Origin of the sequence: Glutamicibacter nicotianae, from assembly GCF_002797775.1 — a bacterium.
In the GTDB taxonomy this organism is placed as follows: domain Bacteria; phylum Actinomycetota; class Actinomycetes; order Actinomycetales; family Micrococcaceae; genus Glutamicibacter; species Glutamicibacter nicotianae.
Genome location: NZ_PGEY01000001.1, coordinates 1,667,077 through 1,693,429 on the forward strand (window position 1 = coordinate 1,667,077; position 26,353 = coordinate 1,693,429).

The window sequence follows — 26,353 nt, forward strand, 5'->3', positions numbered from 1 at the left end:
ATCTTGACCGCGGTTTTCCCTTGATTCGGGCGATTTTGTTCGATAGTGATTCAATAGAGGGTACTCTCTACACCCTATGAGAATCTGAAGGAACACGCCTAGTGATCACAGTTAGTGACCTGCGCAAGGTCTACCAGCAAGACGGCAAAGATGTTGTTGCCCTTGATGGTGTCAGCCTTGAAGTCCCTACCGGGAAAATTCATGGCATTGTCGGACATTCCGGAGCGGGTAAATCCACTCTCGTCCGCTGCTTGACCTTGCTCGACCAGCCCACCTCCGGGACCGTCGCGGTAAACGGCAAGGAGCTGACCAACGTCAGCCCCGACGAGTTGCGGAACGCGCGGCGTCGAATTGGCATGGTGTTCCAGCACGCGAACCTCTTCGATTCGCGCACCACCGAGCAGAACGTGGCCTACCCGCTAGAGCTAGTCGGCACGCCCAAGGCGGAAATCGACGCAAAGGTCGCCGAACTGCTGGAGCTCGTGGGACTGTCCAAGTTCGCCAAGGGCTACCCATCCCAGCTATCCGGTGGCCAGCGCCAGCGCGTGGGCATCGCCCGGGCGCTGGCAACCGATCCGGATGTCCTGCTCTGCGATGAGCCGACCAGTGCACTGGATCCGAAGACCACCGACGAAATTCTCGATTTGGTCAAGAAGCTGCGCGATCGGTTGAACATCACCGTGCTGATCATTACCCACGAAATGCATGTCGTGAAGCAGGCCTGCGATTCCGTCTCGCTGCTTGAAGCCGGAAAGATCGTGGAGCACGGCAACATCGAGCAGGTCATTACCAACGCCGCAGGAAGCCTGGCTTCCACTTTGCTCCCGCTTCCGGGCGATGCACCACGCGTGGACGGTGAGGGCCCGATCCTCGATCTGCTCTACACCGGCGACCAGGCGACCCAACCAGTCATCTCTTCCATTTCGCGCATGTTCAACACCGATGTCAATGTCTTGGCCGGATCCGTTGAGCAGCTCGGCCAGCAGCAGTACGCGCACTTGCGCCTGCAACTGGCTCCCGACGCGGACCTGGAGACAATCGTGAACTACTTGAAGTCCAGCGGCATCGCCGTTACCGTGAAGGGAGCCAAGTAAGCAATGGATTTCTTCACCCCCACCGTGCTCAAGGCCGTTGGCCAAGCGACCGTCGAAACCCTGCAGATGGTCGTGATTTCTGGTGTGATCACCGTCGTCATCGGTCTGCTGCTGGGCATTTTGCTGCATGTGACCGGCAAGGGCGGCCTGGCGCCCGTGCGCTGGCTGAACGCGATTCTCTCCACGGTGATCGTGAACATCACCCGTTCCATCCCGTTCGCCATCCTGATGGTTGCCCTGATCCCATTCGCCGCGATGCTCATCGGCACCGCGCTGGGCCCGATCGCCGCCTCCGTGTCATTGACTATCGGCACCATCCCGTTCTTTGCCCGCCTGGTGGAAACCGCCCTGCGCGATGTCAATAGCGGCAAGGTCGATGCTGCCCTGGTCATGGGCTCAACGAAGCTGCAAACCATTCGCAAGGTCCTGGTTCCGGAAGCCATGCCCGGCATCATCTCGGCGGTCACCACCACCATGGTGACCCTGATCGGCTACTCCGCCATGGCCGGCCTCGTAGGCGGCGGCGGCTTGGGCCGTCTGGCCTACAACTACGGCTACGTCCGCTACAACATGCCCATCATGCTTGCGACCATCGTGATTATCGTGATCATGGTCCAGCTGGTGCAAATAATCGGCGATGCCATTGCCCGCAAGGTTGATCACCGCTAATTAGAACTTCCGCCGGTTGATCCGGCGGAGCCGTCGAATCGCTGAGGACACGGCCAACCACTGGCATTGTGCCTCACGGCTCTACCTAAGGAAAGACAAGTTATGCGCAAGAAACTCGCACTCGCCATCACCGGTGTTGCCACTGCATTCGCCCTGGCCGCTTGCGGCAGCAGCGAACCAACTGCAGACACCGCAGCTACCTTGGATCCAGCAAACCCTACGGTGATCAAGGTGGGCGCCAGCCCGGTCCCGCAGGCAGACATCCTGAACTTCATCGATGAGAATTTGGCCAAGGATGCCGGCATCGACCTGGACGTCATGGAAATCGACGACTACGTCACGCCGAACACAGGACTTGCCGACGGCTCGCTGGATGCCAACTACTTCCAGACCGAGGCCTACCTGGCTACCGAAATGAAGGAAAAGGGCTACGAGTTCGCGCACGGCGCGGGCGTGCACGTGGAACCGATGACCGTCTTCTCGAAGAAGTTCCAGGACCCGAAGGATGTCGCCGAAGGCACCAAGGTGCTGCTGAACAACGACCCGGTGAACCAGATCCGCGGCATGCGTGTACTGGAAGAAGCTGGCCTGCTGCAGAACCTCAGCGATGACGACTCCCTGCTGACCGTGAATGGCAACAAGGACAAGAACCCGCTGAACTTGGAAATCACTGACGCCAACGCAGAGCAGGTCGTCCAGTACTACAAGTCCGATGACTCCATCGGCCTGGCAGTTATCAACGGCAACTACATCGTCCAGGCGAAGCTGAACAAGGATGAAATTCTTGCCCAGGAATCCGGCGAGAACAATCCGAACGCCAACTTCCTGACCTGGCGCGACGGCGAAGAAACTCCTGCAATTGCGAAGCTCGAAGAGCTGCTGCACTCCGATGAGGTCCGCGACTACATCGAGAAGACCTGGACCGACGGCAGCGTTATCGCCGCTTTCTAATCCGGTTTTCCAGCCACGGGGCGTAGTCCCTGCGTGATCCGCGACTGCCCGAGTTCCTTGCAAGGAGCTCGGGCAGTCGCGTTTCCCGCCGCTGTCCGGGATGGAACAGCAGCAATTAAAAGGCTAGGCCTGGCAGGCACCGCGCGGTGCCTGCCAGGCCTAGCCTTTCGTTCCAGTGACTACGATCAAGCCGTAGCGGCCGCAGCAGCTTGGGCCGCTGCTGGAAGGGCAGCGAAGATCTTCTCCATCGCCGCATCATCATGGGCTGCCGAGACGAACCATGCCTCGAAGACGCTAGGCGGCAGGTAGATACCGGAGTCCAGCATTGAGTGGAAGAACGGTGCGTAGCGGAACGCTTCCTGTCCCTGCGCATCGGCGTAGTTGTGCACGCCCTTTTCGGAGGTGCCGAAGGCTACCGAGAACAAGGTGCCTGCGCGCTGGATCGAGTGATCCAGGCCTGCGGCGTTGAAAGACTCGGTGATCGCGGTCTGCAGCGCCTCGGACTGCTTGTTCAGGTGCGCGTAGACGTCCTCGGTGGCGTGGGTCAGCTGGGCGATGCCGGCGGCCATGGCCACCGGGTTGCCCGACAGGGTGCCTGCCTGGTAGACCGGGCCCAGCGGAGCGAGGTAGTCCATGACCTCGGCGCGTCCGCCTAAGGCAGCGGTAGGCAGGCCGCCACCGATGACCTTGCCGAAGGTGTAGAGGTCTGCGTTCCAGCCCTCTTCCTTTCCGGTCAAACCCCAGTAGCCCGAGGAAGATGCGCGGAAGCCGGTAAGCACCTCGTCGAGGATCAGCAGCGCGCCGTGCTTGGCGGTGGTTTCCTGCAGGAACTTGTTGAAGCCGTCTTCGGGAACGACAACTCCCATGTTGCACGGAGCCGATTCGGTGATCACCGCGGCGATGTTCGCACCGTGCTCCGCGAAGGCCGCCTCGATGGCCGATCGGTCGTTGTAGGGCAGGACCAGAGTTTCTGCCGCCGTGGCTGCGGTGACCCCGGCGGAACCCGGCAGGGCCAGGGTGGCAACACCTGAGCCGGCGTCGGCCAGCAGGCCGTCGAGGTGGCCGTGGTAGCAGCCGGAGAACTTGATGACCAGGTCGCGGCCGGTGTAGCCACGGGCCAGGCGCACCGCGGTCATGGTGGCTTCGGTGCCGGTGGAGACCATGCGCACGCGGTCCACCCCGCCCATGCGGGACTTGATCAGCGCGCCGAGCTTGGCCTCATCCGGGGTGGATGCGCCGAAGGACAGGCCGCGGTCCACCGCCGCGTGCACGGCTGCCTGGATTTCCGGGTGGGCGTGGCCCAGCAGTGCCGGACCCCACGAGCAGACCAGGTCGACATATTCCTTGCCGTCGGCGTCTCTCAGGTACGCGCCCTTGGCGCCGACCATGAACGGTGGAACGCCGCCGACCGAGCCGAAGGCACGCACCGGGGAATTCACGCCGCCGGGCATGACCTCGCGGGCCTCGGCGAAGAGCTTTTCAGAGTTCGACATTTATTACTTGCCTTCCTTGAGCCAGCCGGCAACTTCGGCTGCATAGTAGGTGAGGATCTGCTGGGCACCGGCGCGCCTGATCGACAGCAGCGATTCGAGCACGGAGGCCTTGCGGTCGATCCAGCCGTTGGCCGCGGCAGCCTCGATCATCGAGTACTCGCCGGAAATCTGGTAGGCGGAAACGGGAACCGGGGAGATATCGGCAATGTCGCGCACGATGTCCAGGTAGCTCATGGCCGGCTTGACCATGATCATGTCGGCTCCCTCGGCAATATCGAGCTCTGCTTCCAGCACTGCTTCGCTCCGGTTGGCCGAATCCATCTGGTAGGTCCGGCGGTCCCCCACCAGCTGGGAGTCCACGGCTTCGCGGAAGGGGCCGTAGAAGGCGCTGGCGTACTTGGCGCTGTAGGCGAGAATCGAGACGTCCTGGCGTCCGGCAGTGTCCAGGGCCTGGCGGATGACGCCGATCTGGCCGTCCATCATGCCCGAGGGACCCAGCATGTGGGCGCCGGCCTCGGCCTGCGCCACGGCCATCTGGCCATAGATTTCAAGGGTGGCGTCATTGTCCACGATGCCGTGCTCGTCGAGCACGCCGCAGTGGCCGTGCGAGGTGAATTCATCCAGGCACACATCGGACATGACCACCAGTTCGTCGCCCACTTCGGCGCGCACGGCGGCGATGCCCTGGTTCAGGATGCCCTGCGGGTCGATTCCGGCCGAGCCGTTCTCATCGCGTTCCTCGGGGATGCCGAAGAGCATGATGCCGCCCAGCCCGAGTTCGGCCGCGTTGCTGGCGGCCGCCTTCAGCGAATCCATGGTGTGCTGGTAGACCCCAGGCATGGAGGTGATCTCGTTGGGGTGGCTCAGCCCTTCGCGCACGAAGGCGGGCAGAATCAGCTGCCGGGCCGAAAGCTCGTTTTCGGCCACCAGACGGCGGATCGCAGGATTCTGCCGCAACCGGCGCGGGCGATGCTGGGGGAAACCCATGGCTCCTCTTTCTCCAGTTCTCAATAACTTCTTATTCTGCGGTACGCTCCGCGGCACCGGAAGGACCGGTGCGCCGGAGCAAATCTTGGGCCGCACGGGCCAGGCCCTGCGGCGTGGGCTGCGCGGAAATCGCATGCACGGGCAGCCCGGCGCGTTCCATGGCCGCGGCCGTCGGCTTGCCGATGGCGATGGCCTGCGTCCGGGACGGCAAGCGGCTCCCTGCCAGCTGGATGAAGCGGCGAACCACGCTCGGGGCCGAAAAGACCACCAGGTCCAGCTCTTCCAGTGTGGCACCGATCTGCTCCGCCGGCAGGATATTGATCCCCGGGGCGGCCACTGCTTCGGTGACCGGCTGGCCGCCACGGCCGGCATCAACGGTTTCATAGGCGATGCATTCGCTGACCTCGACCGGATGCTCGGCCAGCCCGTCAGCCAGCGTGGAACTAGCCAGGTCCCCATGCGGATAGCAGATCCGCGCCCCTGCTTCCAGGCGCCATTCGGCCACCATCCCGGCCGCAGACTGCTCGGCCGGCTGGAAGTGCACCGACCGGCCCAGCAGCCGGGCAATTGCGCCGGTGGTTTTCTGGCCTACCGAGGCAATCCGCAGATCTGCGGGAAGCTGCCGGCCATCGAGCACCTGTGCAACAACATGGACCGTATTCACCGAGGTGAACACCAGCCAGCTGAAGCGGCCGGCCACCAGTTCTTCGCCGATGCGGTGCAGCTGGCTGCGGTCCTCGGGCCAGACGGTATCGATCAGCTGGGCACACCTTGAGATGATGCCCAGTTGCTCGAATTCCTGCACGGTGGCCGCGGCGCGTGCCGGGTTGCGCAGGATCAGTGCTTGGTAGGCCATCTGCTGGGACTAGGCCAGTCCGGCGACGACGGCCGCGCCGTCAGCGATCATCGACTGCGCCAGCGAACGGCCCAGCTGCTGCGCCGATTGAACAGAGCTGGCCTCGGTGCGGGCGCTGCGGCGCATGGTCTGCGAGCCGTCGGGGTTGCAGGCCACGGCTTCGAGGACCAGCTCATCGCCTTCGATATGCGCCAAGGCGCCAATCGGGGCGGCGCACCCGGCTTCCAGTTCAGCCAGCAGCGCGCGTTCGGCCTCGACCTGCATGCGGGTGGCGGCATCGTCGAACTGCGCCAACGCCGCATCCAGTGACTTGTGGCCGGAGCCGGCGGTACGGGTTTCCAGCGCCAACGCGCCCTGCCCCGGGGCCGGCAGCATGATGGCAGGATCCAGGTACTCGGTGATGTGCTTCTCCAAGCCCAACCGGCGCATGCCGGCTGCCGCCAGGATCACCGCGTCCAGGTCGCCCTGGGTGCTGCGTCCCACGCTGCCGTCATCCAAGGTCTCCCCGACACCCTTGACTCGTCCCAAGCGGGTGGGGACATTGCCGCGGATATCGACAATCTGCAAATCGCTGCGGTAGGCCAGCAGCTGGGCGGCGCGGCGCGGCGAACCCGTACCGATCTTCGCGCCCTGCGGCAGCTGGTCCAAGCCCAGCGAGTCGCGCGAGCACAACGCATCGCGCACGTCCTCGCGCGGCGGGATGGCGGCCAGCACCAGGCCCTCGGGCTGCGCGGTGGGCAGGTCCTTGAGCGAGTGCACGGCCAGGTCGCACCCGGAATCTAGGAGGTGCTGGCGCAACGCGGCGGCGAAGACCCCGGTGCCGCCGAGGGTGGCCAGCGAACCGGTCACCACATCGCCTTCGGTCTTGACCAGCACGGTCTGCACCTCCAGACCCGAGATCTCGGCCAGCTGCTGGGCGGCCCACCCGGTCTGGGTGGTTGCCAGCGCGCTGCCGCGGGTTCCTACGCGGAATGCTTCGCTCATGGTGCCGGCACACCTACTTCCGAGTCGACGGCGCCGATGGTCGGGCGCAGGGTTCCATCCAGCGCGCGCTTTTCGCAGCAGCCTGGACGGCAGACGTCGAACCATGGGCCGCCCTCGACCACCGAGGCGCGTCCTGGGCGCAAGGCCTTGCCGTCGGGACCGGCGAGGCGTTCTTCAACCAAGTCGACCAGGCCGGAGATGAACCCGGGGTGGGTGCCCGGGGTGGCGACGCGGTCAAAGGCCAGGCCCAGTTCCGCGCAGGTGTCCTTGGCTTCGGTATCCAGATCCCACATGACTTCCATGTGATCGGAGATGAAGCCGATGGGCACCACCACGACACCGGCGATGCCGGCTGCGGCATCTTCTTCCAGCGCATCGTTGATATCCGGTTCCAGCCATGGCACATGCGGTGCCCCGGAGCGGGACTGGTAGACCAGGCTGTGCTCCAGTCCCTGGGCTTCTTCCACCTGGGACAGGATGCCGTTGGCTACCGCCTGGTGCTGGCGGGTGTAGAGATTCTCGTATCCCTCGCCCCGGATGCCTTCGGGCCCAGCGGCCTCGGCATCGGACATCGGAATGGAGTGGGTGACGAAGACGATCTTGATCGCCCCGTCTTCCTTGCCTGCTTCGGCCAGCTGGGCGCGCACGTTGGCCAGCGAGGTGCGCAAGGAATCCACAAAAGGAGCAATGAAGGCAGGGGTGTCGAAGAACTGGCGCAGCTTGTCCACTTCCACCACGCCGTCCAGGCCGGTGTTGACCAGGCCCATGCCGGCATCCTCGCGGTACTGGCGGCAGGCCGAGTAGCCGGAGTATGCGCCGGTGCCCATGAGCAGCACCTTGCGGTGGCCGTCGGCTGCCAACTGCTTGAGCGTGTCGTCGATGAACGGATGCCAGTTGCGGTTGCCCCAGTAGATCGGCAGGTCGATGCCGCGGTCGGCCAATTCGGCTTCCAGCGCTGCCTTCAGCGCGCGGTTCTGGGCGTTGATGGGCGAGACGCCGCCATTCTTGCGGTAGTGCACCGCCACTTCTTCCAGCCGCTCATCCGGGATGCCGCGGCCCGCGGTGACCTTGCGCAGGAACGGGATGACATCATCCTGCCCCTCCGGGCCGCCGAAGGATGCCAGCAGGATGGCCTCGTAGGCCTTGGGAATCATCTGGCCGCTGCTGTCATATCCCTCGCGGGGATCGAAGGCCTGGCTCACTTCAGCACCTCGAGCGCTTCGGCTGCCGAAATGCGGCGGCCGGTGTAGAACGGAGTCTCCTCACGCACGTGGTGGCGGGCCTCGGTGTAGCGCAGGTGGCGCATCATGTCGACCAGGTCGATCATGTCATCGGCTTCCAGGCAGATCTGCCATTCGTAGTCGCCGAAGGAGAACGCGGCCACGGTGTTGGCCAGCACGTTGGGGAATTCGCGGCCCAGGATGCCGTGGTCGCGCAGCATCTTGCCGCGGGCTGCCGGGTCCAGGGTGTACCACTCGGTGGAGCGGACGAACGGGTAGACGGTCATCCATTCCTTGGCGGCCACCCCGCGGGCGAACGCCGGCGAGTGGTCCTTGGCGAATTCAGCTTCGCGGTGCACGGCCATGGTGGAATACACCATCTCGGTGCCTGCCAGCAGGGCCGAACGGCGGATCTTGCGCATCGAAGCCTGGAGCAGCTGGGCCGATGGCCCGTGCACCCAGACCATCAGGTCGGCGTCTTCGCGCATGGCCGATACGTCGTAGATGCCGCGGACGGTGGCGCCTTCGGCGGCCAGCTCGGAGACCAGTGCATCGAATTCAGCGGCAGCCGCCTCGGAACGCTCAACGATGTCGGAACGCTTGAAAATGGTCCAGAGAGTGTAGAAGAACGTCGGGTTTTCTCCTGCGTTTTCGCGTTCGCGAATAACTGGGGAATTATGCTCCGGTGCGTTGCTCACTTGATATTCTCCTTGATCTGGTTTCGGACAAAAGTCCAGGTTGGTTGTCCCGGGCGCGGTTAGCGGGCGCTGATCGCGACGGCACTACGGGCTTGGCTGATCACTCGTGCCAATCCGGTGCCGGCGATCCATGCGCCAACCACATCGAGCCCTTCGAAGTCCGACAGGCTGCGCTGCAGCTGGCCACGGCGCGCGGCAGCGGCCTGGCCTTGCAGCGGAACCATGTCGCTGAAGCGTGAAACGGTGCTTCCCAAGACATCATCAAGATGCAATTGAACACCGAGAATCTTTGAAGCGTCTTTGATTGCCTGTTCGATGAGTGCCGAGTCATCCCCGGATTCGACCAGTGCATCATGTTCGCCGATGCGCCCGAAGGACAGGCGCAGCACGTGGGTGCCGGGCCCTGCCTCGTCCGCCAGCCATGGCCACTTGGCCGTGGAGTGTGTCAGCGCCTTGGCAGTCAGCGGGGCTCCCTTGGAGACCAGCACGCCGGAACCGCGCGGGGCGTCGTCGAGTTCGGGCTTGTCGACCACCAGGATCGCCAAGGCGATGGCGTTGTCGCCGCCTTCGCTGGCCAGCTGGTCTTCGGGTGCCAGCAACGGGTTCAGCAGCGCAAGTGCCGACGCCGCGGGCGTTGCCAGGACGACCCGGTCCGCGTGCAGTTCCTGGCCCAGGGTGCTCACCGTGTACGGGGTTGGCGACTGCCCTTCGTGGCGCACCGCGGTGACCGGCGAATTACGCACCAGCGCCACGCCTGCCTCCCCCAGCTGGGAAACCAGGGCTTCGACCATGGTGTACATGCCGCCGTTCAGGCCGGCGACCCGGGAGCCTGCCGGCGCCGATTCCTGCAGCTTGGTGACGGCGCGAGCCAGCGAACCGGTCTCCAGCATCGCTTGGCGCAGGCCAGGGGCAGCGGCGTCAATGGAAATCTTGGCGGGGTCGGTGGAATAGACCCCGTTGACGACCGGGGCCACCAGCTGGTCCAGCACCGCCTGGCCCATGCGGGAACGGACCACCTCGGCAATGGACAGCGGCTCGGTAGCCCACTTCTTGTTCATCGGAGTGATCAGGTCCGCGGCGGCGCGCACGGTGGCGGGCCGGCCGATGATCGAGCGCACCTCGTCGGTGCGCACATTGCCCGGGATGCCCAGCAAGGCGGTTTCAGGCATCGGGTGGGCCAGGATGTCCCGCTCCTCGCCCTGGACGAGCCAGGCCCGCGCACCTGAGGTCTTGGCGATCTGCCCGCCCAACTCCAGCTCGTCGAGGTAGGAGGCAACAATGCCTCCGCGCAGCGCGAAGGATTCCGCGCCGGCATCGATGGCCATCCCGGCGACTTCGGTGGTGCGCACGCAGCCGCCGAAGGTACCGGTTGCTTCCAGCACGGTTACTTCGTGTCCGGTCTGGCGAAGCTCACGGGCAGCGACCAGCCCGGCGATGCCGCCGCCGACCACTACCGCATGCGGTGCCGATGGCTTCTCAGCCTGGTCCGCTGATCCGGTTTTCGCTAGGCGTGCTTCGCTGGCGCTGCGCACCTTTTCCAGCAGGCGCAAGGCGTGCGCCGCGGCATCGTTGGCAATATCCCGTCGCGGCTTGGATGCACCGGTGGCTTGCGCTGATTCCCCTGCGCGCACATTGCGTTGTTCCTTGCTCACGTGCCTTGCACCTTCCACCTTCACGATATGCCGAGGCCCTGTCCCGCTGGCCGTGGCGTCGAGGGCCAGTGGGACACGGCGTTAAACCTAGCTTAGACCTGTTGAATTACAGCGAGTGAATGAGCTCGACCACACGGGTCAGCACGGTTGGGTCGGTGGTCGGGGGAACACCGTGGCCCAGGTTCACCACGTGGCCGCGGGCCTTCTTGCCGGCCGCAACCACCTCGCGCACGTGCGCTTCGAGGACTTCCCATGGGGCTGCCAGCAGTGCCGGGTCGATATTGCCCTGTACCGAAACGTCCTGGCCCAAACGCTCGATCGCCGTTGCAAGCGGGATGCGGTAATCCACGCCGACTGAATCCACGCCGGCATCGCGCATCGCGGTCAGCAGCTCGCCGGTGCCGGTGCCGAAGTGGATCAGCGGCACGCCCAGATCGCGGACGTAGTCCAGGGACTTCACCGAGTACGGGGCGACATGCTTCTGGTAGTCCGGCAACGACAGCGACCCGGCCCACGAGTCGAAGAGCTGGGCGGCCGAGGCGCCGGCCTCGACCTGCGCGCGCAGGAACTGGCCCGAGGCGTTAGCTGCCCAGGTCATCAGCCCGTCCCAGACCTCCGCATCGGTGTGCATCATGGTGCGCGGGCCCAGGTGGTCGCGGCTCGGCTTGCCCTCGACCATGTAGGCGGCCACGGTGAACGGGGCACCGGCGAAACCGATCAGCGGGGTCTTGCCCAGCTCTGCTACGGTCAGGCGCACCGCTTCGCGGATCGGTTCCAGCGACTCGTCGGTCAGCTCGGGAAGCGCCGCGACCTGTTCCATGGTGCGGATCGGGGTGTCCAGCACCGGGCCGACTCCTGGCACGATGTCCACGCCGATACCTGCCAGGCGCAGCGGGATGACGATGTCCGAGAAGAAGATGCCAGCGTCCACCTTGTGGCGGCGCACCGGCTGCAGGGTGATCTCGCTGGCCATGGATGGATCCAGGCAGGAGTCGAGCATGCTCACCCCTTCGCGCAGCTTCAGGTACTCAGGCAGCGAGCGGCCGGCCTGGCGCATGAACCACACCGGGTGATGCGAAGGCTTCTTGCCGGTCAAGGCTTGGATCAAAGCGGAATCTTGGGTACGTCCATCAAGCATCGGATGGTTCTGCGACAGGGTCATGCCCCAATTCTGCCAAGTCTTGGGATTAAAAGCCCATTTACGGCGTTCGCCCGCAGGTGAAGGTGAGCAAACTAACCCCACGGAACCATGCCATATTAGGCACACCTGCGTTGTCTGGCGGTATTTTCCGGCCTATTCTGGGGTCACTGTGGTTTTCTTATCTCTTGTCGCATCGCATTCGCAGCTCGATCTGGAGACCGTGGCACAAATCAGTGCTTCGGCCGATGGGCTGGCAGCTGCCTCCGTTAACGGATCGGCAGTTATCAATGGTGCCGTCGTGCTTGCTACGTGCAACCGCTTCGAGGTCTACGCAGACGTGGACCATGCGGAGGATGCAGCGGAACATCTGGTCAACGAGCTGGCCGCCAACGCAGGCCTCTCCCCCGAATTCCTGTCCCGCCGCCTGACCAAGCTGGAAGGCGACCCGGTCATCGAGCACCTCTTCTCCGTCGGCGCCGGCCTGGACTCTGCCGTGGTCGGCGAACGCGAAATCGCTGGGCAGGTGCGTCGCGCGCTGACCCAGGCGCAGCAGGAGAAGACCACGACCAGCAACCTCACCCGGCTGTTCCAGAACGCCACCCGCGCAGCCAAGGATGTCGGTTCGAACACCAACCTCGGCACCCAGGGCAAGTCCGTGGTTTCGGTAGCCCTCGATCTGGCCGAAGAGCTGCGCGATGAAGCCAGCGACTGGTCCGAACAGGACGTCGTGCTCTTTGGCACCGGTTCCTACGCTGGCGCCACGATGGCGTTGCTCAAGGAACGCGGGGTCCAGCGCATCTCGGTCTACTCGCATTCCGGACGCGCCGCAGATTTCACCGCCAAGCGCGGCGGATTCCCGTTGAACGACGAATTGCTGCCGCAGGCCCTTCGCGAAGCCGACATCATCGTGGGCTGCTCCGGAGGCGGGCACCAGCTGGCCCGCGAAGAGCTCGAAGCCCTGCGGGTGAAGAACCACCCGCTGATCGCCATCGACATGGCGCTCACCCACGACTTCGACCCGACCCTGGTGGAACTGCCGGATGTCGAGCTGATTACCTTGGAATCGGTGCGCATGGCTGCCCCGACCGAACAGGCGATGGCCGTCCACGCGGCGAGCCGGATCGTCAAGAAAGCCACCGCTGAGTTCGCCGCAGCCCAGCGGGAACGCGAAGCCGACTTCGCGATTGTCGCCCTGCGCCAGCACACCAAGACCGTATTGGATGCGGAAATCGCCAAGGTCCGCGCACAGCACGGCTGCAGCGCCGCCGCCGAGGAAGTGGAACTCGCCATGCGCCGCATGGTGCGCCAGCTGCTGCATGTGCCGACCATGCGCGCCCGCGAGCTGGCAGGCGAAGGCCGCACCAGCGAGTATGTCGCGGCCTTGGAAACCCTCTACGGCTTGGAACTTGACCAGCCCGTTGCCGAGAAATCGGAACCACTGCAGGCCCAGGGCAACTGCCCTGCCGCGCCTGAAGTCAAATCAGCGTAGAAAATCTGATTTCCCGTCGGTTTTTTCCACTTTCCGCACAGAAGCATGGAATACTACTTCCAAGTAGATTACTCTCCCGACAATTCCTTCGATGACTTGGGAGCTGATCACTCTGCAGCTGGAAAGGCCCCATTCGACATGACGGAACTCGAAAATATCAAAGGCACCCGCCCCCAACGGATGCCACGTGAAGCGCGTCGGCGCCAGTTGCTGCAGGCAGCGCACCAGGTTTTCGTGGCCCACGGCTATCATGGCGCGTCGATGGACGAAATTGCTGAAGTCGCCTTGGTCTCCAAGCCGGTCCTCTACCAGCACTTCCCCGGCAAGCGCGAACTGTATCTCGCCTTGCTCGATTCCCACCTGGCCGACTTCAGCCGGCAGCTCGATGAAGCGATCCGCTCCACGAATGACAACCGCGAGCGTGTCTTCGCCACCATCAACACGTACTACAGCTACATCAAGGGCGAATCCCAGGCCTACCGCCTGATCTTCGAATCCGATGTCCTCTCCGATCCGCTGATCGCCCATCGCATCGAGCAGTTCAACAGCTCGCTGGCTTCCTCCATCGCCCGCGTCGTCGTCGAGGATACCGATATGAGCGAGGACGAAGGCCTGCTGGCAGGCCGCGCACTGGCCGGGCTCTCGCAGGTTTCGGCTCGCTATTGGGCCACCAGCGAGTCCTCGGTGGACCAGGAGGCAGCAGTCGAGCTGATCTCCCGTTTAGCTTGGCGCGGAATTTCGCAGTTCCCGAAGGAAAACTAGCTAAATTAGTGACCAGAGGCCCCACACGGGACACCTATTTCGTTCGAGAGGATCTGCGACAAACATGGAAATCCGCATTGGCATTCAGAATGTAGCCCGCGAAGTAGTGCTTGACTCCGAGCTGAGCAACGCCGAAGTCAACGAGCTGGTAGCGAAGGCTATCGCCGACGGAACCGTTCTGGCACTGAAGGATCCAAAGGGCCGCGAGGTATTGGTGCCTTCCACTGGCATCGCCTACGTTGAGGTTGGCCCGGAAGAAGTGCGCCGCGTCGGCTTCGCACAGTAGCGCTTGCAGCTCGCCAAGGCCCCGCCTTGGCAGCTGGTGGCCGGTTTCGCCCGAATGCGAAACCGGCTATTTCTTTGCCCAAATAGTGATTCGAGTCACCGAGTCGTGATATTCCTTGGGTGTGACTGAACGAAGAATCCGAAGCCCCCGCCCGGTTCCCGCCAACTCGCTGGCCCAGCTGCTGCTCGGCCTGGAAGCGGAGTTCGAGGTGCCGGCACCTTTCGACGAGCAGACTTTGGAAGCCGCAGAGCAGGCGGTAGCCCAATTGCAGCTCCCCGGCCAGGACGCGACCGGCATCCCTTTCTTCACCATTGATCCACCCGGCGCCACCGATCTCGACCAGGCAATGTTCCTTGAACGGCACGGCGACGGCTACACAGTGCACTACGCCATCGCCGACGTGCCAGCCTTCGTTGCCCTGGGCGGCCAGCTTGATGCGGTGACCCGCCAACGCGGCCAGACCTACTATCTGCCGCACCGCAAGATCACCTTGCACCCGCCTCTGATCTCCGAGGATCAGGGCTCGCTGCTGCCGGGCAAGGAACGACCGGCATTCCACTGGAAAATTTCCCTGGACGCCGATGGCGCCCTCGGCAAGGTCGAACTGAACCGCGCGCGCATCCGTTCCAGGGCGCAGCTGGACTACGCCTCGGCCCAAGCCCGGCTGGATTCGGGAGAACCCGATGAGCAGCTCGAGCTGCTCGCCGAAATCGGCGCGGCCCGCCTGCGCCAAGAGCAACTGCGCGGCGGCGCTTCCTTGAACTTGCCGGATCAGGAAATTGAAGAAGCAGGCGAGGGCTACAAGCTGGTCAGCCGCGCTCCCCTGCCGCTGGAAGGCCACAACGCGCAGATTTCCCTGCTCACCGGCATTGCCGCGGCCCGCATCATGCTCAAAGCCGGCGTGGGCATCTTGCGCACCATGCCTGCCCCGGACGACGCAGACCAGCGCGAATTCCGTACCCAAACACAGCTGCTCGGCACTCCGTGGGACGAATCGCTCAGCTACGGGCAGTACCTGCATGCATTGGATGTCAGCGACCCGAAGCAGCTGGTCATCATGCATCGCGCCGCCGCCCTGTTCCGCGGCGCGGACTACCAGGTCATCAATGGGCAGCCCGAGGAAGAACTCATCCAGGCGGCACTGGCATCGCCCTACGCGCACACCACCGCGCCGCTGCGCCGTCTCGTGGACCGCTTCGTGCTGCTCACTTGCAACCTGCTGTCCACCGGCCAGCCGCTCCCGGCACAGCTCAGCTCGGCGTTGGAGGATCTGCCCGGGCTGATGCGCAGCAGCAGCATTGCCGCCAACCGGGTGAACAATGCGGCCATTGACCTGCTCGAAGCCTATGTGCTCAAAACACGGGTCGGGGAAGAATTCCAGGCCATCGTGCTGAAGTCCGCTGAGCAGAAAGAAGACGGCAAGATTCGTCCCGGTGTCCTCCAGCTGGCAGATGAACCGATTACCGGATCCTTTACCGGATCCGCCCAGCCAGGCACCTTGGTGCGCGTGAAGCTGGTGCAGGCCGATCCCGAAGTGCGCAAGATCAGCTTCGAAATCGTGGCTTCGGACTCCTAAGCCCGGGTTTCCGGTCAAAACCGGCTATGCTTGGCCTATTAGCAATTAGGATGCCCGATCGCAATGGGCTGATAGATGAAACAGTTTTATGGCGACTTCCCAGCGGTCGCCATCCCGCAGGTGCTTGACCAAGCTACCGAGCGTGAAAGCAGCGATCGGCTCCGCTGGATTCGCACGGCACCCTGCATGCTCCCGGCTTCTTCCAAGCCGGAAGGGAACAGGTGCCGTGCCCGCATGAAACGAGAACACGGACATCGTGACTGACACGACGCTTTCGGCCGCAGCTGCCGAACCACAAGACAACGAGCCAACCCCCGCAGAACCGGCCAAGCAGAGCTTTGCTGATCTGAACGTTCGCGAAGACATTGTTGCTTCGCTCTCGGAAGCCGGGATCGAGTACCCCTTCCCGATCCAGGCGCTGACCCTGCCAGTTGCCCTGGGCGGCAACGACATCATCGGCCAGGCCAAGACCGGTACCGGAAAGACCCTGGGCTTCGGCATTCCTGCCCTGCAGCGCGTGATCCGCGAGGGCGACAAGGGCTACGGGGATCTTGAATTCCCCGGTGCCCCGCAGGCCTTGATCGTCGCACCGACCCGCGAGCTGGCCATCCAGGTCGGCGCCGACCTGGCTCAGGCTTCGAAGCACTCGAACATCTCGATCACCACCATCTACGGCGGGCGCCCCTACGAGGAGCAGATTGCCGCGCTGAAGGCCGGCACCGACGTGGTTGTGGGCACCCCGGGCCGCCTGATCGACCTGAACCGCCAGCGCGTGCTGAACCTCAAGCAGGTGCGCACCGTGGTGCTGGACGAGGCGGACGAGATGCTGGACCTCGGCTTCCTGCCGGATGTCGAGCGCATCCTGGCCGCACTGCCGCCGGTACGCCAGGCGATGCTCTTCTCGGCCACCATGCCCGGCGCCGTGATCACCATGGCCCGCCGCTACATGACCCGACCTACGCACATCCGCGCCCAGGACCCGGGCGATGACGATTCGCTGACCAAACGCAACATCCGCCAGCTGGTCTACCGTGCGCACAACATGGACAAGGACGAGATGGTCGCTCGCCTGCTGCAGGCCGAAGGCCGCGGCAAGACCATCATCTTCACCCAGACCAAGCGCTCGGCTGCCAAGCTGTCCGATGAGCTGGTGGACCGCGGCTTCAACGCCGGTTCGCTGCACGGCGATCTGGGCCAGGGCGCCCGCGAGCAGGCGTTGAAGGCCTTCCGCTCGGGCAAGGTCGACATCCTGGTCGCCACCGACGTCGCGGCCCGCGGCATCGACGTGGATGACGTCACCCACGTGGTCAACCTGCAGTGCCCGGATGACGAGAACACCTACCTGCACCGTGTGGGCCGCACCGGCCGTGCCGGCAACACCGGCACCGCGGTGACCTTCGTGGACTGGGACTCGGTGCCGCGCTGGTCGCTGATCAACAAGGCGCTGGGCCTGAACGTTCCCGAGCCGGTGGAAACCTACTCCTCGTCGCCGCACTTCTTCACCGACCTGGATATCCCCAAGGGCACCAAAGGCCGGCTGCAGCGTGCCAAGAAGACTGCCGCCGCCGAGGGCGATGGTTCGCCGCGCCGCGAGGAATCAGCGCGCACCCCGCGCCGCCGCAGCAATTCGCGCACCCGCACCCGCACCGTGAACGGCGTGCAGACGCGCCAGCGCGGCGGGCAGGGCTCCGGTGCCGAGCAGGACGGCGCACGCCACGGCCATTCCAAGGGCAAGCAGGATCGTCCGGCACGCGAAAACGAGCGCCACCGCGAAACCCATGTGGCCGGCGAGGAGCAGGCAGCGACCGAGGGCGCAGCACCAGCACGCCGCCGCCGTCCGCGCCGCCGCACCCGCAGCACCGAAGCAGGCGGCCAGGACTGATCCCAGTCCAATCGGCCAGTCAACTTTTCCGAAAGGAACTCACACCAGCGGTGCTCGCTCTACCCGAAGAACCAGCTTTGCCTGATGCTGGAACACCAGACGCCCACGCGTCCGGCGTTCCAGCCTCGGGCAATACCGTGTACCACGGCGACAACCTCTCCATCCTCGGCGCCCTGCCCGATCAGAGCTTCACCCTGATCTACGTGGACCCGCCATTCAACACCGGACGCAAGCAGACCCGCGCCCAGCGCACCATGGTCCGCGCTGCCGAAGGCGAAGGCGACCGCACCGGATTCAAGGGGCGCGAGTACAACACCGAGCTGGGGATCGCCCGGTCGTATCACGATGCCTTTGACGACTACCTCAGCTTCATCGAGCCGCGGCTGCGCGAGGCCCACCGCCTGCTGGCCGAGGACGGCACGCTCTACGTGCACCTGGATTACCGCGAGGTGCATTATGTGAAGGTGCTGCTCGACGGGCTTTTCGGCCGGGAGTGCTTCCTGAACGAACTGATCTGGGCTTACGACTATGGGGCTCGTGCCAAGAGCCGCTGGCCGGCCAAGCACGACACCATCCTGGTCTATGTGAAGGATCCGAAGAAGTACCACTTCAATTCGGCCGAGGTGGATCGCGAACCGTATATGGCTCCCGGACTGGTGACCCCGGAGAAGCGCGCCCTGGGCAAGCTTCCCACGGATGTCTGGTGGCACACCATCGTCTCGCCTACTGGCAAGGAAAAGACCGGCTATCCGACGCAGAAGCCCGAAGGCGTGCTGCGCAGGATCGTGGCCGCGTCCTCGCGCCCCGGCGATTGGGTGCTGGACTTCTTCGCCGGTTCCGGCACCACCGGTGCGGTGGCGGCGAAGCTGGGACGCCAGTATGTGCTGATTGACCAGAACGTCGAAGCCATCGAGGTGATGAAGGCCCGATTGCCTGAAGGCACCACTTACATCGAGGCCTGAGTCCCAGTCCCCTCGGCGATTATTCTTTGCAGCATGTCCGGCTCGGTGAGATTCTCACCGAGCCGGTTCAGCTTTCCGGTCCCGTGGTAGTCCGACGAGCCGGTAACGATCAGATCGTGCTCGGCGGCCAGCTCGAGCAGCCAGGATCTCCCCTCTGCGGTATTGTCCCGGTGGTGCACTTCAACCCCGGCCAGACCGGCCTCGATCATCTCGTAGAAGGTCGAGTCGGGAACCACCCGTCCCCGGGCTGAGGCCTTGGGATGCGCGAACACCGGAACGCCGCCAGCTTCCCGTACCAATTGCACAGCAGTGGCCGGATTCACCGCTGGATGCGACACGTAATAGCGCGAACGCGAGGACAGGATGTTGGCAAACGCCTCGTTGCGGTTCTCCACCACCCCCGCGGTCACCAGCGCATCGGCAATATGCGGGCGGCCAACGGTGGAGCCCGGAAGGCAATGCTCCCCCACCAGATCCCAGCTGATCGGATAGTCCTCGGCCAGCAGATCGACAATGCGGCGGGCGCGGATGATCCGCGAGTTCAGCGCGCGGTCCAGCTCATCGAGCAGTGGCTGGTAGGTGGGGTCGTGCAGGTAGCTGAGCAGGTGCACGCTGATGCCGTGGGCATCCTGGCAGGTGATTTCCATGCCCGGAACGAACCCCAGTCCCAGCTTCCGCGCCTGCGCCGCGGCTTCGTCCCAACCGCTGGTCTGGTCATGATCTGTCAACGCCACGACATCCAGGCCGGCAGCCGACGCTGCGCGCATCAGCTCGGACGGAGTTTCAGTTCCGTCGGACACATTGGAGTGGGTGTGCAGGTCAATTCGCATATGCCTAGGTTATCCCCTGCGCTGATTCTTTGCTGGGATACAGCTGATGGTGACACACTTGGAGCATGACCAATCAAGATTCAACTGCACCAAGCACTGATCAGCCGTTGGAAGACCGCGTGAACAACCGTTCCCAGCGTCCAACGTCCAAGGCATTTCAGGAATTCATGGCCTCCTCGTGGGCCCAGGACACCTCGGACTTGCCAGAACAGGATGCCGCTGCCAGCTACGCGGCGGCCCGTCGTGCCAAGCTCTCGGAAAACTTCACAGGCGAACGCATCGTAATCCCGGCCGGCCCGCTCAAGGTCCGTTCCAACGACACCGACTACCGCTTCCGCCCGCATTCGGCCTTCGCCCACCTCACCGGCCTGGGCGTCGACCACGAGCCCGACGCAGTACTGGTCATGGAACCAACCGATGACGGCGCCGGCGAGCACGGCTCCAACCACGTCTCCACCCTGTACTTCGCGCCGATGGCCGGCCGCGACACCACCGACTTCTACCTGAACTCGCGGTCCGGCGAATTCTGGGTCGGCCCGCGCCCTACCCTCTCCTCGCTGTCGGCACGCACCGGGATGCCTACCGACTCGCTGGAACAGCTGGAAATGGCGATCACCAAGAACTCCGGCCCGCAGGCCCTGGGCGGCATCCGCATCCGCCTGGTGCGCGAAGTCGACCTGAACATCGAGGCGCTGGTGGACACCTCACGCATCAACACCGGGCAGGACTTGGAAGCCAGCGACGCCCTGGATACCGAGCTGTCCGAGTTCGTTTCCGAGCTTCGCCTCATCAAGGACGAATACGAAATCGCGGAGCTGCGCAAGTCGGTTGCCGCAACCATCAACGGTTTCGAAGATGTGGTGCGCAACTTGGACAAGGCCGTCGCCCACGAACGCGGCGAACGCGTTGTCGAAGGCGCCTTCTTCGCCCGTGCCCGCCTTGAGGGCAACGAGCTGGGCTATGACACCATCGCCGCCTCGGGCAACAACGCCACCATCTTGCACTGGATCCGCAACACCGGATCCGTCAAGCCGGGCGACGTGCTGCTGCTGGACGCCGGTGTCGAGGCCGAATCGCTGTACACCGCGGACATCACCCGGTCGCTGCCGGTGTCAGGCAAGTACACCGAGGTACAGCGCAAGGTCTACCAGGCTGTACTGGATGCCGCCGATGCCGCGTTCGCCGCGGCGAAGCCGGGGCTGAAGTTCCGCGACCTGCACCAGATCGCTACCCGCGTCCTGGCCGAGCGCCTATCCGACTGGGGCCTGTTGCCGGTCTCCGTGGAAGAAGCAATGGATCCAGAAGGCCAGCATCACCGCCGCTGGATGCCGCATGGCACCAGCCACCACCTGGGCCTGGACGTGCACGACTGCGCGCAGGCACGCGCCGACCTGTACCTGGATGCCAAGCTGGAAGAAGGCATGGTCTTCACCATCGAACCTGGCCTGTATTTCAAGGACGAGGATTTGGCGATCCCCGAAGAATACCGCGGCCTGGGCGTGCGCATCGAGGATGACATTCTGGTCACCGCCGATGGCGCCGAGAACCTGAGCGTTGCCCTGCCGCGCAAGCCTGACGAGGTCGAAGCGTGGATGGCTAAGCTGCGCGGCTGAATCCTCCGGCAGCGTTAAACGGCGAAGGCCTGGGTGCGGTTACCGTGGTAACTGCACCCAGGCCTTGCTTGTGCCCGGCTGTCGCCTAGCCTTCCGAATCCTTGCGGGATGCCGGGTCCTGGTCAGGTTCTTCGGCTTGGGCTTGCGGCTGCTGCGAGGTATCAACCTTCGGCTCGACTTCCGACAGGTCCTGCGCTTCCTTGGCCTCGGATGCCGGTGCTTGGGCTTCCTCCTTGGCCGGCTGTGCCGCTGGAGCTGCTGGCTGGGCCTCGTTCACTCGCACGCCATAGCGCGGGCGGCCATCTGGCAGGTCGGGGAACTGCGAGCTGCGCTCCGCGCCCGTTGCGGGCTGCGCACCACTGGCCGGTGCTGCCGCGGCAGGCTGTGCTGGAGGCGTGGCGGGGACGGCAGGCGCCTGCTGCTGCGGGGCCTGGGACGCTGGGTGCGCCGGGGCCTGCTGCGGGCGCATAGGCAACTTGGAGGCCAGGGTGCGGGCAGCCTGCGCATGCTCGAAATCAACCACTACGTCGAAGCTGGTGGCCACGAACTGGCTGGAAGACGCGAAGTCGCGCTTGCCACGACGGGTCGAATAGCTGATCACGCCAGCGATCATCCAGATAGCCATGCCCAGGCCGATTGCGGAGAGAATCTGGTACAGCCCGTTTCCGCCGCCCCCGAAGAGCGTCAGCAGCAGGCCGACGAACAGGCCCATCATGCCGCCCTGGGCCGCACCGGCCAGCGCCACGCGCGGGTAGGAAAGCTTCGCGGTGACCCGCTCCACGGTGCGCACGTCGTTGCCGACGATGCTTACCGCAGCGACCGGGAAATCGTTATCGGCCAGGTAATCCACGAGCTTCTGGGCATCGAGATAGCTGGTGTAACGTCCAAGCAGTTCTCCGCGCGGCAGGCCGCTGGTGCTAATCGAATTTACTCCATGAGGCGAGGTCATATCTATATTGTGCACGAGTTTACTGTGAGCCTGCATAGTTGTGAAGCAACTATCGCTGTGGGTGAAAGAAACAGGGCGTCGCCTGTGGCTTGGCACACCGGGAACAGGCCGTGAACGCGATAGTCTGGGAAGGTGAGCGCACAAGTGTCTAAAATCTTCGTCGCCCGGCTGCTCGGGCTTGATGTCTTTGACCCCTTGGGCGACCGCCTAGGCCGTTTACGCGATGTCGTGGTGGTCTCCCGCGGCCCCAAGAAACCCGCCGCCTGCGTGGGCCTGGTCGTCGAGGTCCCCGGCAAGCGGCGGGTCTTCGTTCCGATGACCCGCATCCAGTCCATGGAAGCCAACCAGGTGATCTGCAACGGCCTGGTGAACATGCGCCGCTTCCAGCAGCGCGGCCAGGAAATTCTGGTGGCCGCCGAAATGTTCGACCGCACCATCACCTTCACTGACGGGTCCGGCCGCGGCGTCATCGAGGATATCGGCCTTGCGCAGACCCGTCGCGGCGACTGGGAAATCAACGAATACTATGTCCAGCGCGGCGAACCGACCGCCAATCTGCTGGGCCTGCGTTCGCGCCGCCGCAACAAGGTGCTGGTCTCCTGGGACGAGGTCAGCCACGGTTCGAAGAGCGAACCGCAGTCCGCTGACACTTTCGTGGCAGCCCACGACGAGATGAAGCCCGCAGACTTCGCCGACGCCCTGCACGAAATGAATGAGAAGCGACGCCTGGAAATTGCCGCCCATCTGCAAGATGAGCGCTTGGCTGACGTGCTCCAGGAGCTCCCGGACCGCGAACAGGTGGAAATCCTCTCCGCACTGGGGCTGGAACGCGCCGCGGACGTGCTTGAGGAAATGGACCCGGATGACGCGGCCGACCTCCTGGCCGAAGTCAGCGAAGAAACCAAGCACCAGCTGCTGGATCTGATGAACGAGGAAGAGGCCAAGGACGTCCGCCGCCTGCTCGCCTACCCCGAAGGCACCGCCGGATCGATCATGACCCCTGTTCCGGTCATCCTCACCCCGGAATCCACGGTCGCGGAAGCTTTGGCCTCGGTGCGTCTGGAGGAGTTGAGCCCCGCGCTGGCTTCCACCGTGTATGTGGTGCGCCCGCCTCTGGAAACCCCCACCGGACGCTACCTGGGCCAAGTTCACATCCAGGCTCTGCTGCGTGCCGCTCCCCCGGAACCGCTGGGCGATATCCTTGATACCGAGCTGGAACCGATGTCGGATCTGGCCAATATCACCGAAGTGGTTCGCCATTTGGCCACCTACAACCTCACCAGCGTAGGCGTGACCAACAAGGAGGGCCGGCTGGTCGGCGCCATCACCGTGGATGACGTGCTGGACCACATCCTTCCGGATGACTGGCGTTCCCAGGACTAGCCAACGCCCCAACTACCCACCAGCAGCAAAGGAGTTCCAGCTATGGCTGAGCAGCGCAAGAGTAATGGCCTGGATACCCCGCTTGCAGCACGGCAACGCTTCTGGCCGCGGTTCTCCCCGAACCCCGACCTCTTCGGTTCGGCCACGGAGAAGTTCGCCCGCTTCATGGGCACCCCGCAGTTCCTGCTGTACATGACGGTATTCTGCGCCTTCTGGCTGATCTGGAATTCGGTCGCGCCGATCAATTGGCGTTTCGACGATGCCACCATCGGCTTCACCGCGCTGACGCTGATGCTTTCCCTGCAGGCTTCCTACGCGGCTCCGCTGCTGCTGCTGGCGCAGAACCGCCAGGATGACCGCGACCGCGTCTCGCTGTCCGAGGACCGCGCCCGTGCAGAACGCAACCTGTACGACACCGAGTACCTGACCCGCGAGCTGGCTTCCCTGCGTCTGGCCCTGCGCGATGTCGCCACCCGCGACTACGTCCGTTCAGAATTGCGCAATGTCCTTGAAGAGCTGCTGGAAACCACCGACGGCGAAGAGCTGCACCTGCGCGCCAAGAAAAAAGGCGGCAACAAGAACTCCCAGCCGCAAACCGGGATGATCGAAACCGTCAAGCCCCAGCAGAGCCAGCACCGGAAGAACAACTGAGCATTGAGCAACACCCCAGAACTCCTCGCCGCCCTCGCACAAGTCAACGACCCGGAGCTTCGCCGGCCGATCACCGAACTGGGCATGGTGGAATCCGCTGAATTGGCCGATGGCACGGCCACGGTGAAAATCTTGCTGACCATCGCCGGTTGCCCGATGCGCTCCACCATCGAGCAGGATGCCACCGCGGCCCTGCTGGCCGTCGCCGGCGTGCAGCACGTCGAGGTGCAGCTGGGTGTCATGGATCCGCACCAGCGGGCAGCGTTGCGCGAGTCCCTGGCCAGCCGCCGCACGCCGTTCTCCGACCCTGCGTCCTTGACCCGGGTGATCGCGGTGGCCAGCGGCAAGGGCGGAGTCGGCAAGTCGTCGCTGACCGCGAATCTTGCCTGCCAGCTGGCAGCCCAGGGGCTGAAGGTCGGACTGATCGACGCCGATGTCCACGGCTTCTCCATTCCCTCGTTGATGGGAATCTCGCAGAACCCCACCCGGGTGGATGAGATGATCTTGCCTCCGGTAGCGCACGGGGTGAAGGTCATTTCCATTGGCATGTTCCTGGATTCCAACCAGCCGGTGATCTGGCGTGGACCGATGCTGCACCGCGCCTTGGAACAGTTCCTTTCGGATGTCTACTTCGGCGACCTGGACTACCTGTTCCTCGACCTGCCGCCCGGCACCGGGGACATGGCGATCTCAGTTTCCCAGCTGCTGCCCAATAGCGAGCTCCTGGTGATCACCACCCCGCAGTCCACTGCGACAGAGGTTGCCGAACGTGCCGGCACCATCGCCTTGCAGACCAAGCAGAAGGTTATCGGCGTGGTGGAGAACATGAGCTTCCTGCAGCTGCCCGACGGCACGCGCCTGGAGGTCTTCGGTTCCGGCGGTGGCGCCAAGCTCAGCGACTCGCTGAGCCAGCAACTGGGATACCCGGTCGAGCTGCTGGCCCAGATTCCATTGGAAGAATCCGTACGCGTGGGCTCGGATCACGGCCAGCCGGTGGTGCTCAGCACCCCGGATGCTCCGGCCGCCGCGGCGATGCGGGAGCTTGCAGGAAAATTGGAACAGCGACCGCGCGGACTTGCCGGGCGATCGCTGCCAATGACTTTCTAAAGTGGGTTGCAGGCCTAGGTTGCTTCGGAGTCGAACGGAGCCGGTTCGTTGGCGCCCAGCTGCTGCTGCGTGGTGATGGAAGGAACCGCGGTACGCACCGGAGCCGGGGCCACCGTCTTGGCAGGGGCACCCTTGGCAACATTCACGGCATCATCGAATTCATCGATAAGCGCTTCCTTGATGATTCGGCGAGGATCATACTGGCGGGGATCCAGCTTCTTCCAGTCGATATCGGCAACTTCGTCGCCGACTTCCTCGCGCAGCTGCTCCTTGGCCCCATTGGCCATGCGCCGCACTTCCTTGACCAGGTTCGCTAGCTTTTTGGCGTACTCGGGAAGCTTTTCGGGGCCCAGAATAACGACCGCAAGCACGGCGAGAACGACAAACTCGCCACCATTAATACCAAAAAGATCCACGTAAGAAGATTACCTTGTTCCAGAGCGACTGACGAAGTCACCGCGCCATGCCAACGGTGAACACCCGGTGAACGGGGTTAGCTGGCGGCGCGCAAGCCTCGCGGGATGCGTGGCAACGACATGGTCTTGGCTGGGCGATTTGCCGGATTGCGGTGAGCCAGCGCGTCTCGCAGCATGGCTCGGCCACGGTGGATTCGCGAGCGCACCGTGCCTAGCTTCACGTCCAATATGCGTGAGACTTCCTCGTAGGAGAAGCCTTCCATGTCGCACAGGACGATGGCCGCACGGAACTCCGGGGACAGGGCGCGCAAGGCCTCTTGCACGTCGACATCCAGGTTGTTGAATTCGAAATAGCGTTCCGGGGTCACAGCGGTACCGGGCATCCGGTCTTCGCTTCCCTCGGCGAAACGATCGAAGCGGATCTTGCTCTTGCGCCGCGCCTGATCCAGGAACAGATTCGTGGTGATGCGGTGCAGCCACCCGCCCATGGTTCCCGGAGTGTAGTTCTCCAGTGCCTTGAACGCGCGAACAAAAGCCTCTTGGGAAAGGTCCTCGGCATCCTGGCGGTTGCCAGTCAACCGGTAGGCCAAACGGAAAACCCGCTGCCCATGCTCCTGGACCATCTGGTCCCAGGTCGGGGTCGCGGTTTCGCCAGTCGCAGCAGCAGAAACAGATTCACTTCGTGCATTGTTCACACTCCAA

25 protein-coding genes are annotated in these 26,353 nt (G+C 64.0%); 13 read left to right on the forward strand and 12 right to left on the reverse strand.

Going from position 1 to position 26,353, the window contains the following annotated elements; genetic code table 11:
• Window positions 1-101: 101 nt before the first annotated feature.
• The 3 genes from ATK23_RS07620 (at window position 102) to ATK23_RS07630 (ending at window position 2,714) form a co-directional block, all read left to right on the forward strand.
• Window positions 102-1,094: a methionine ABC transporter ATP-binding protein gene (locus tag ATK23_RS07620; protein ID WP_066140437.1), complete on the forward strand. Its 993-nt coding sequence runs from the start codon at window positions 102-104 to the stop codon at window positions 1,092-1,094.
• Between the two features lie 3 nt (window positions 1,095-1,097).
• The gene (locus tag ATK23_RS07625; protein ID WP_066140440.1) at window positions 1,098-1,763 is read left to right on the forward strand and encodes a methionine ABC transporter permease; all 666 of its coding nucleotides are present in this window, start codon (window positions 1,098-1,100) and stop codon (window positions 1,761-1,763) included.
• A gap of 102 nt (window positions 1,764-1,865) precedes the next feature.
• Entirely contained in the window at window positions 1,866-2,714 is an 849-nt protein-coding gene (locus tag ATK23_RS07630; RefSeq protein WP_038990585.1) for a MetQ/NlpA family ABC transporter substrate-binding protein, read from the forward strand.
• Between the two features lie 185 nt (window positions 2,715-2,899).
• On the opposite strand, the gene hemL is transcribed toward ATK23_RS07630, so the two are convergent.
• The 8 genes from hemL to hemE all read right to left on the reverse strand — a co-directional run bounded on the left by hemL (window position 2,900) and on the right by hemE (window position 11,766).
• On the reverse strand, window positions 2,900-4,207 hold the full coding sequence (gene hemL / locus ATK23_RS07635; RefSeq protein WP_066140442.1) for a glutamate-1-semialdehyde 2,1-aminomutase: 1,308 nt from the start codon (window positions 4,205-4,207) through the stop codon (window positions 2,900-2,902).
• Window positions 4,208-4,210: 3 nt separating this feature from the next.
• On the reverse strand, window positions 4,211-5,194 hold the full coding sequence (hemB, locus tag ATK23_RS07640) for a porphobilinogen synthase (RefSeq protein ID WP_066140446.1): 984 nt from the start codon (window positions 5,192-5,194) through the stop codon (window positions 4,211-4,213).
• A 31-nt stretch (window positions 5,195-5,225) separates the two neighbouring features.
• Window positions 5,226-6,050 (reverse strand): uroporphyrinogen-III synthase, encoded by an 825-nt coding sequence (locus ATK23_RS07645; RefSeq protein ID WP_066140448.1) that lies wholly within the window; start codon window positions 6,048-6,050, stop codon window positions 5,226-5,228.
• A gap of 9 nt (window positions 6,051-6,059) precedes the next feature.
• Window positions 6,060-7,034, reverse strand: a complete 975-nt coding sequence (hemC, locus tag ATK23_RS07650) for a hydroxymethylbilane synthase (protein WP_066140450.1) — start codon at window positions 7,032-7,034, stop codon at window positions 6,060-6,062.
• Window positions 7,031-8,236: a ferrochelatase gene (locus ATK23_RS07655; RefSeq protein WP_066140452.1), complete on the reverse strand. Its 1,206-nt coding sequence runs from the start codon at window positions 8,234-8,236 to the stop codon at window positions 7,031-7,033. Before ATK23_RS07655 ends, hemC begins: the two co-directional genes overlap by 4 nt.
• Window positions 8,233-8,919 carry a hydrogen peroxide-dependent heme synthase gene (gene hemQ, locus ATK23_RS07660; protein ID WP_066141334.1) on the reverse strand — a complete coding sequence of 229 codons (687 nt, stop codon included), beginning with the start codon at window positions 8,917-8,919 and terminating at the stop codon, window positions 8,233-8,235. The genes ATK23_RS07655 and hemQ overlap by 4 nt, the downstream gene beginning before the upstream one ends.
• 92 nt (window positions 8,920-9,011) lie before the next feature.
• Entirely contained in the window at window positions 9,012-10,628 is a 1,617-nt protein-coding gene (hemG, locus tag ATK23_RS07665; protein WP_407645296.1) for a protoporphyrinogen oxidase, read from the reverse strand.
• Window positions 10,629-10,710: 82 nt separating this feature from the next.
• The gene (hemE, locus tag ATK23_RS07670) at window positions 10,711-11,766 is read right to left on the reverse strand and encodes a uroporphyrinogen decarboxylase (RefSeq protein ID WP_066140455.1); all 1,056 of its coding nucleotides are present in this window, start codon (window positions 11,764-11,766) and stop codon (window positions 10,711-10,713) included.
• 148 nt (window positions 11,767-11,914) lie between these two features.
• Here hemE and ATK23_RS07675 point away from each other — a divergent pair, with 148 nt between their 5' ends.
• From ATK23_RS07675 to ATK23_RS07700, 6 genes are all read left to right on the forward strand, one after another.
• Window positions 11,915-13,234 carry a glutamyl-tRNA reductase gene (locus ATK23_RS07675; protein ID WP_066140456.1) on the forward strand — a complete coding sequence of 440 codons (1,320 nt, stop codon included), beginning with the start codon at window positions 11,915-11,917 and terminating at the stop codon, window positions 13,232-13,234.
• 138 nt (window positions 13,235-13,372) lie between these two features.
• Window positions 13,373-13,996 carry a TetR/AcrR family transcriptional regulator gene (locus tag ATK23_RS07680; RefSeq protein WP_052253668.1) on the forward strand — a complete coding sequence of 208 codons (624 nt, stop codon included), beginning with the start codon at window positions 13,373-13,375 and terminating at the stop codon, window positions 13,994-13,996.
• Between the two features lie 64 nt (window positions 13,997-14,060).
• On the forward strand, window positions 14,061-14,282 hold the full coding sequence (locus ATK23_RS07685; protein WP_066140459.1) for a DUF3107 domain-containing protein: 222 nt from the start codon (window positions 14,061-14,063) through the stop codon (window positions 14,280-14,282).
• 121 nt (window positions 14,283-14,403) lie between these two features.
• Complete coding sequence (locus ATK23_RS07690) at window positions 14,404-15,858, forward strand: RNB domain-containing ribonuclease (RefSeq protein ID WP_066140461.1); 1,455 nt, start codon at window positions 14,404-14,406, stop codon at window positions 15,856-15,858.
• Window positions 15,859-16,114: 256 nt separating this feature from the next.
• The gene (locus ATK23_RS07695; RefSeq protein WP_066140464.1) at window positions 16,115-17,740 is read left to right on the forward strand and encodes a DEAD/DEAH box helicase; all 1,626 of its coding nucleotides are present in this window, start codon (window positions 16,115-16,117) and stop codon (window positions 17,738-17,740) included.
• Between the two features lie 77 nt (window positions 17,741-17,817).
• Window positions 17,818-18,702 (forward strand): DNA-methyltransferase, encoded by an 885-nt coding sequence (locus ATK23_RS07700; RefSeq protein WP_066141340.1) that lies wholly within the window; start codon window positions 17,818-17,820, stop codon window positions 18,700-18,702.
• Here ATK23_RS07700 and ATK23_RS07705 read toward each other — a convergent pair.
• Window positions 18,687-19,532, reverse strand: a complete 846-nt coding sequence (locus tag ATK23_RS07705; protein WP_066140466.1) for a PHP domain-containing protein — start codon at window positions 19,530-19,532, stop codon at window positions 18,687-18,689. The genes ATK23_RS07700 and ATK23_RS07705 overlap by 16 nt on opposite strands.
• 65 nt (window positions 19,533-19,597) lie before the next feature.
• On the opposite strand from ATK23_RS07705, the gene ATK23_RS07710 reads away from it, so the two are divergent.
• Complete coding sequence (locus ATK23_RS07710; protein ID WP_066140470.1) at window positions 19,598-21,145, forward strand: aminopeptidase P family protein; 1,548 nt, start codon at window positions 19,598-19,600, stop codon at window positions 21,143-21,145.
• Window positions 21,146-21,230: 85 nt separating this feature from the next.
• Here the strand turns inward: ATK23_RS07710 and ATK23_RS07715 are convergent, their stop codons facing one another.
• Complete coding sequence (locus tag ATK23_RS07715; protein ID WP_066140472.1) at window positions 21,231-22,094, reverse strand: YflT domain-containing protein; 864 nt, start codon at window positions 22,092-22,094, stop codon at window positions 21,231-21,233.
• Between the two features lie 132 nt (window positions 22,095-22,226).
• On the opposite strand from ATK23_RS07715, the gene ATK23_RS07720 reads away from it, so the two are divergent.
• The 3 genes from ATK23_RS07720 to ATK23_RS07730 are packed head-to-tail and all read left to right on the forward strand — an operon-like array spanning window position 22,227 to window position 25,235.
• On the forward strand, window positions 22,227-23,477 hold the full coding sequence (locus ATK23_RS07720; RefSeq protein ID WP_038990601.1) for a magnesium transporter MgtE N-terminal domain-containing protein: 1,251 nt from the start codon (window positions 22,227-22,229) through the stop codon (window positions 23,475-23,477).
• 42 nt (window positions 23,478-23,519) lie between these two features.
• Entirely contained in the window at window positions 23,520-24,128 is a 609-nt protein-coding gene (locus tag ATK23_RS07725; RefSeq protein ID WP_038990602.1) for a DUF1003 domain-containing protein, read from the forward strand.
• 3 nt (window positions 24,129-24,131) lie between these two features.
• Window positions 24,132-25,235 (forward strand): Mrp/NBP35 family ATP-binding protein, encoded by a 1,104-nt coding sequence (locus tag ATK23_RS07730; protein WP_066140475.1) that lies wholly within the window; start codon window positions 24,132-24,134, stop codon window positions 25,233-25,235.
• A 14-nt stretch (window positions 25,236-25,249) separates the two neighbouring features.
• Here the strand turns inward: ATK23_RS07730 and ATK23_RS07735 are convergent, their stop codons facing one another.
• Both ATK23_RS07735 and sigE read right to left on the reverse strand, forming a co-directional pair.
• Window positions 25,250-25,651 (reverse strand): sec-independent translocase, encoded by a 402-nt coding sequence (locus tag ATK23_RS07735; RefSeq protein ID WP_038990604.1) that lies wholly within the window; start codon window positions 25,649-25,651, stop codon window positions 25,250-25,252.
• A 77-nt stretch (window positions 25,652-25,728) separates the two neighbouring features.
• Window positions 25,729-26,346: an RNA polymerase sigma factor SigE gene (gene sigE, locus ATK23_RS07740; RefSeq protein WP_038990605.1), complete on the reverse strand. Its 618-nt coding sequence runs from the start codon at window positions 26,344-26,346 to the stop codon at window positions 25,729-25,731.
• Between the last annotated feature and the right edge of the window lie 7 nt (window positions 26,347-26,353).